This window comes from Pseudomonas sp. NPDC089734, assembly GCF_044748865.1.
Lineage (GTDB): Bacteria > Pseudomonadota > Gammaproteobacteria > Pseudomonadales > Pseudomonadaceae > Aquipseudomonas.
Genome location: NZ_JBIVGV010000015.1, coordinates 127134 through 133701, shown reverse-complemented (window position 1 = coordinate 133701; position 6568 = coordinate 127134). Strand labels below are relative to the sequence as shown.

The following is a 6568-nucleotide window of genomic DNA, read 5'->3' as shown; positions in this document are numbered from 1 at the left end:
CTGATTGCGGGCATCGCGGCCTACGTCAAATACCTGCGCCCGGAGATCAAGGTCATCGGCGTCGAACCGGACGACTCCAACTGCCTGCAAGCCGCCATGGCGGCCGGTGAGCGCGTGGTGCTGAATCAGGTCGGACTGTTTGCCGACGGCGTGGCGGTGGCACAGATCGGCCAGCACACCTTCGAGGTCTGCCGCCAGTACGTCGATGAAGTGATCACCGTCAGCACCGACGAAATCTGTGCGGCCATCAAGGACATTTACGACGACACCCGCTCCATCACCGAACCGGCCGGTGCGCTGGGCGTGGCGGGTATCAAGAAATACGTCGAGCAGCGCGGCATCAGCGGCCAGACCCTGGTGGCCATCGACTCGGGTGCCAACGTCAATTTCGACCGCCTGCGCCATGTGGCCGAGCGCGCCGAGCTGGGCGAAGGCCGCGAAGCCATCATCGCCGTGACCATTCCCGAGCAGCCGGGCAGCTTCAAGGCGTTCTGCCAGGCCATCGGCAAGCGCCAGATCACCGAATTCAACTACCGCTACCACACCGACCGCGAGGCCCACATCTTCGTCGGCGTGCAGACCCACCCGGAAAACGACCCGCGCAGCGCCCTGCTCGCCAGCCTGACGGATCAGGGCTTCCCGGTGCTGGACCTGACCGACAACGAACTGGCCAAGCTGCACATCCGGCACATGGTCGGCGGGCATTCGGAACGGGTCAGCGACGAAGTGGTGCTGCGCTTCGAGTTCCCGGAGCGACCGGGCGCGCTGTTCAACTTCCTCGACAAGCTGGGCGGACGCTGGACCATCTCGATGTTCCACTACCGCAATCACGGCGCGGCCGATGGACGGGTAGTGGCAGGACTGGTGGTGCCTGAAGAGGAACGGCATCTGGTGGGTGCGGCTTTGGATGAAATCGGCTACCCGTACTGGGACGAGAGCCAGAACCCGGCCTACAAATTGTTCCTCGGCTAACCCCGTAGGAGCGAATTCATTCGCGAAAGCAGCATTTCAAACGACAGATATATGTCGAATGCACCGGCTCTTCGCGAATGAATTCGCTCCTACTGTTCTTCGACTGGTTCGGCGCTGAAGGTCGCTGGCTCCACCGGTGCAGCCACAGGTTCGCTGCCTGCAGCCGGGGTAGAAGCTTCTGGTGCAGCTTCGACTTTCGGTGCTTCTTCGACTGGCTCTACTGGCTGAGGCGCAGGTGCTACAGCAGCTGGAGCCGGCGCTGGAGCCGCCTCAGGCACGCCCAGGTCAGCCTTGGGCTTCTCGACGATATGCGCAGCCTGCTTCACTTCCGGTGGCAGGAAGTTCTCCACCAACCCGAAGAAACGCTCATAGAACTTGGCGGAAGCCACAGTCTCACTGGCCACCTTGACCATCGAATCGTCGGTCGAGCCGATAGGCATCGAGACCGAACCCAGCACGCCCACACCCAGGCTGGCCGAGTTATTGGTTTTCTTCAACGCATAACGATCCTGAAGGGCGTTGGCAAACATCGTCGAGCCCGCCCCACCTACATCCGCTGCGCAGACAAGGTTGAAACTGATCTCGATGTGAGTCTCGCCCGTCTGCTGGAAGCTCTTGCGGCCGCTGATCATTTTCGGATCGCTGCTGGTAATGATGTAACCCTGGCTCAGCAAGGCACGCCGCCCGGCTTCGCAGGACGACTCATCGCTGGCCGGATAGCTTCTGGAGAAAGTCCCCGCGTCATCGAAATGCTCATGATCGTAAACAGCCTGCTTGGGCGACGAACAGCCAGCGGCGAGCAGCAGGACGGACGTCCAGCATGCAGTACGAAAGCTCAGTAACTTAAACATCGAGGATCCTGGGGGAAGATAACTGTCAGCAGAACTGCAGACCGGGAAAACGTCGGTAAGTCTGCAACAAGGCCAGCGCAGGATCAACGCAGACAGTGAAAAGATGCTGATACAAATGATGAAATGTTCGTATAAAGGCTTTTCACTCCCGATCCCAGAGCGGCTCGGGCGCAAAGCGTTCGGCCAGAAAGTCCAGCAATGCCCTCAATGCCGATGACATGTGTTTGCGGGAGGTATAAACCGCATGAATGCTCATTTCCATTGGCTGGTAGCGGGTCAGCAGCGGTATCAGGCTTCCGTCCCGAATGAGTGGAGCCGCCAGGTAGGTGGGCAGCAAGGTCACACCGGCTCCGCAGAGCGCAGCCTGCAGGCTTGTGATCGAATCATTGGTACTGAGGTTGCCTTTCACCGCCACGCTTTCCGACAGCCCTTCGCAGGTGAAATGCCAGAGGCTGCTGCCGTGGTAGGAATGGGTCAGGCAATTATGCAGCGACAGGTCTTCGAGGCTTTCGGGGGCCGTATGCACCTTCAGGTAGGCCGGTGACGCACAGACCACCGAGCGGCATGTGGTCAGGCGGCGCGCAATAAGATTGGGGTCCAGGTCATTGGTGATACGGATGGCCAGATCCAGCCGCTCGTCCACCAGATTCACCGTGCGGTCCAGCAGCACCATGTCGACCCGGACCTGTGCATGACGGGCGACGAAATCCGCCACAGCCCGAGTGAGCTGAGCCTGACCGAACGAAGTGCTACAGGTAATGCGCAGCAAGCCCTTGGGCTCATCCTCAGGCGCCGCCACGACTGCGCGCATGTCTTCTGCCAGATCGAGCATGCGTCGGCACAAGGGCAGGACTTCAGCCCCTGCGGCCGTAAGGTTCAGCCTTCGGGTAGTACGGTGCATCAACCGCGCACCGGTCCACTCCTCAAGCTCCGCCAGAAACCTGGAAATGACCGGGCGCGACACGCCGAGCTTGTCGGCCGCCGCCGTCTGGCTGCCACAATCGACAACCGTGACGAAAGCCTGCATGGCCTGCAATTTATCCATGATTCGACCGTTTTCAGAAACAAACCAACCCGCAATCTAGCGTTTTTCGTTCCAGAAATCCCACCTATTCTGCATCTTCCGATATTGCTCGAATGGAGATATTTCATGCTGCCGCTACTTGCCCGACGCTTTTTCGCCAGTATTGCGCTGCTCGGTTGCGCAGGCACCACGCTGGCCGCCCAGCCATTGAAGCTGGATGTCTACAACCCTGGGGCCGAGGCCATCTTTCCGGTTTCATCGGTACTGGTGAGCGCCGAGAAAGAGGCCATCCTGATCGACGCACAGTTTGCCAACTCACAGGCAAAGGACGTCGTGGAGAAGATCCGTCAGAGCGGCAAGAATCTCACCACCATCTACATCAGCCACGGCGACCCGGATTATTACTTTGGCCTGCAAGCCATCACCGACGCTTACCCAAAGGCCAGGGTCGTAGCCAGTGCCGAAACCGTCGCCCACATCAAACAGACCATGGACGGCAAGCTGGCCTACTGGGGACCTAAACTGGGCACCGATGCCCCGAGCAGACTCGTCGTGCCAGAAGTCATTCAGGGCAGCACGCTGAAGCTTGAGGGGCATGACTTGCAGATCGTCGGCCTTGATGGCCCGCAGCCCGACCGGACATTCGTGTGGATACCGTCCCTGAAGGCCGTGGTCGGCGGCGTGGTGCTGTCCAGCAACATTCATGTGTGGATGGCCGACACTCAAAGCGCCAAGTCTCATCAGGACTGGCTGACCACTCTGGCCACCATCGAAAAACTGAAACCATCCGTCATCGTCCCCGGTCACTTCCTGCCCGGCGATCAGAAACCGGAACAATCGCCTGCCCTGACCGCGGCCTATATCAAGACCTTCGATGCAGAAACCGCCAAGGCAAAAGACTCGGCGGCACTGATCAATGCCATGAAAGCGCATTATCCAAAACTGGGGGAAGAGTCTTCGCTGGAACTCAGTGCCAAGGTGGCCAAGGGCGAGATGAAGTGGTGAAAACCTTTTGAGTATCCGGGCTGCGCTGGTACTGAGGCAGCCCTGCTGCACTGTCTGAATTTCAGGCAAAAAAAAGCGACCTATTAAGGTCGCTTTTTCTTTTGCTTCAAGGAGTTCAAGGGCCTTGAAGCTTTGTATGGCGCAGCGGACGGGACTCGAACCCGCGACCCCCGGCGTGACAGGCCGGTATTCTAACCGACTGAACTACCGCTGCGTATCGCTTGTGAAACTCTTTTAACCGGCCTGAAACAAACTTTCGGTAGTTTGAATCACTGCCTGATTGAACAGTCTTTTGACTTTTCAATCCCAGACCCGGCGAACCCGATCTGTGTAATATGGCGCAGCGGACGGGACTCGAACCCGCGACCCCCGGCGTGACAGGCCGGTATTCTAACCGACTGAACTACCGCTGCGCGTTGCGTTGCTGCTTTGCGAAGGCCCTCATGTAACGACCTTCTTTCTCAGCGATGGTGGGTGATGACGGGATCGAACCGCCGACCCTCTGCTTGTAAGGCAGATGCTCTCCCGGCTGAGCTAATCACCCTTTGCTTCGCTGAGGCCGCGAAATTTACGCACCTACCGGACCTAAGTCAATACCCTGCTTGAAGTTTTTTTCAAAAAGCCTGAAAAACAGCAATCCGGCAAAGACCTCGGGAGGCGCGTAAAAACAAAAAAGGTGCGATCACTCGCACCTTCTTGCAGCTTGAAGCTTTCCGCTTAAAACTCACTCCGCATAAATCATCTTCTTGCTCATGCCACCGTCCACCACGAATTCCTGCCCCGTGACAAACCCGGCATGCCTGGAAACCAGCCAGGCCACGATAGCCGCAACATCCTCCACCGTCCCTACCCTGCCCGCCGGATGCTGGGCATGGTCGCTTTCTGACAGCGGCTCGGCACGGCGCACGGATGGATCACGCACATCGATCCAGCCCGGGCTGACAGCATTGACACGGATTTCCGGCCCAAGGCTGATGGCCAACGCATGGGTCAGGGCCAGCAGACCGCCCTTGCTCGCCGCGTAAGCCTCGGTATCGGGTTCCGATTGTCTGGCACGGGTCGAGCTCAGATTGACGATGCTGCCGCAGTGAGCCCGCAGATAAGGCGCACAATGCTTGGCCAGCAGCATCGGACCACTGAGGTTGACACTCAGTACTCGATTCCAGTGAGCCAGATCAAGGCTTTCGAGAGTGGTGTTATGGGGATCGGCAACAGCCGCATTGCATACCAGCGCATCGAGGCGGCCAAAGCGCCTGAGCACCTCGGCCACGCCAGCAGCGACCTGTTCTTCGCTGGCAACGTCCATGGCAATGAACAAGGCGTTGTCGCCCAGCACCTCGGCCACCTTGGTGCCTCGAGCACGGTCAAGGTCAGCCAGTACAACCTGCCAGCCCTCGGCAATCAGCCAGGCCGCGATGCCCAGTCCGATACCGCGGGCGGCACCGGTGACCAGGGCAACACGACCGTTATGGGTGCTGGCGATTTTCATCGCCCATTCACTCACAACGCCGCCAGACCGCGTGCCAGGTCGGCCTGGAGGTCAGCAACGTCTTCCAGACCGACGGCAACCCGGATCAGACTGTCACGGATACCGGCCGCCTCGCGCTCCTGAGGCGACAGACGACCATGGGACGTGGTACCCGGATGAGTGATCGTGGTCTTGCTGTCACCCAGGTTGGCAGTAATGGAGATCAGTCGCGTGGCATCGATGAAGCTCCATGCGCCTTCCTTGCCCCCCTTGACCTCGAAGCTCACGACCGCACCGAAGCCCTTTTGCTGACGCTGGGCCAGCTCATGCTGCGGATGGCTCTTGAGCCCCGCGTAATGAACCTTCTCGACGCCGTCCTGCTGCTCGAGCCATTCGGCAATGGCCTGAGCGTTGGCGCAATGAGCGCGCATGCGCAGGTTCAGGGTTTCAAGGCCCTTGAGGAAGATCCAGGCATTGAACGGGCTCAGGGTTGGCCCTGCCGTGCGCAGGAAACCGACCACTTCCTTCATCTGCTCGCTGCGACCGGCCACCACACCGCCCATGCAACGGCCCTGGCCGTCGATGAACTTGGTCGCAGAATGCACGACGATGTCCGCGCCCAGCCGCAGAGGCTGTTGCAGCGCTGGCGTACAGAAGCAGTTGTCCACCACCAGCATCGCGCCCTTGGCATGAGCCACTTCTGCCAGGGCCGCGATATCCACCAGTTCGGCCAGCGGGTTGGACGGCGACTCGACGAACAACAGCCTCGTATTGCTCTTGATCGCCGCATCCCAGCCCGACAGCTCGGCCAGAGGCACGTAGTCGACTTCGATACCGAAACGCTTGAAGTACTTCTCGAACAGGCTGATGGTCGAACCAAACACACTGCGCGAGACCAGTACGTGGTCACCCGCGCTGCACAGGCTCATGACAACGGACAGAATCGCCGCCATGCCGGTCGCCGTGGCCACCGCCTGCTCAGCCCCTTCCAGTGCAGCGATACGCTCCTCGAAGGAGCGCACGGTCGGGTTGGTGTAACGCGAGTAGACGTTGCCCGGCACTTCACCTGCAAAACGCGCGGCTGCATCGGCAGCCGTACGGAATACATAGCTGGAGGTAAAGAACATCGGATCGCCATGCTCGCTTTCCGGCGTGCGATGTTGCCCGGCGCGTACGGCGAGGGTATCGAAACCCACGCCTTCCAGGTCGCTGTCCAGCCGACCGGCATCCCATTCCTGAGTCATGCCG

Annotated in this window: 6 protein-coding genes and 3 tRNA genes; 2 read left to right on the top strand and 7 right to left on the bottom strand. The window is 59.7% G+C overall.

Translation table 11 applies throughout. From position 1 onward, the window contains the following. On the top strand, positions 1–972 hold a 972-nt coding region (gene ilvA, locus ACIPY9_RS18800), incomplete at its 5' end, for a threonine ammonia-lyase, biosynthetic (RefSeq protein WP_400700381.1). A gap of 89 nt (positions 973–1061) precedes the next feature. Here ilvA and ACIPY9_RS18795 read toward each other — a convergent pair. Further along, complete coding sequence (locus tag ACIPY9_RS18795; RefSeq protein WP_400704654.1) at positions 1062–1823, bottom strand: DUF2242 domain-containing protein; 762 nt, start codon at positions 1821–1823, stop codon at positions 1062–1064. A gap of 142 nt (positions 1824–1965) precedes the next feature. Further along, positions 1966–2868 (bottom strand): LysR family transcriptional regulator, encoded by a 903-nt coding sequence (locus ACIPY9_RS18790; RefSeq protein WP_400704651.1) that lies wholly within the window; start codon positions 2866–2868, stop codon positions 1966–1968. 105 nt (positions 2869–2973) lie between these two features. Between ACIPY9_RS18790 and ACIPY9_RS18785 the strand changes: the two genes are divergently transcribed. Continuing rightward, positions 2974–3852: an MBL fold metallo-hydrolase gene (locus tag ACIPY9_RS18785; protein ID WP_400704648.1), complete on the top strand. Its 879-nt coding sequence runs from the start codon at positions 2974–2976 to the stop codon at positions 3850–3852. A 137-nt stretch (positions 3853–3989) separates the two neighbouring features. Here ACIPY9_RS18785 and ACIPY9_RS18780 read toward each other — a convergent pair. The 5 genes from ACIPY9_RS18780 to ACIPY9_RS18760 form a co-directional block, all read right to left on the bottom strand. After that, a tRNA-Asp gene (locus tag ACIPY9_RS18780) sits at positions 3990–4066 on the bottom strand. A gap of 122 nt (positions 4067–4188) precedes the next feature. After that, a tRNA-Asp gene (locus tag ACIPY9_RS18775) sits at positions 4189–4265 on the bottom strand. Between the two features lie 55 nt (positions 4266–4320). Next, positions 4321–4396, bottom strand: a tRNA-Val gene (locus ACIPY9_RS18770). Between the two features lie 180 nt (positions 4397–4576). Continuing rightward, a complete protein-coding gene (locus ACIPY9_RS18765; protein WP_400704645.1) occupies positions 4577–5341 on the bottom strand; it encodes an SDR family oxidoreductase in 765 nt (254 codons plus the stop codon). Between the two features lie 11 nt (positions 5342–5352). Next, the gene (locus ACIPY9_RS18760; protein ID WP_400704642.1) at positions 5353–6564 is read right to left on the bottom strand and encodes an O-succinylhomoserine sulfhydrylase; all 1212 of its coding nucleotides are present in this window, start codon (positions 6562–6564) and stop codon (positions 5353–5355) included. Between the last annotated feature and the right edge of the window lie 4 nt (positions 6565–6568).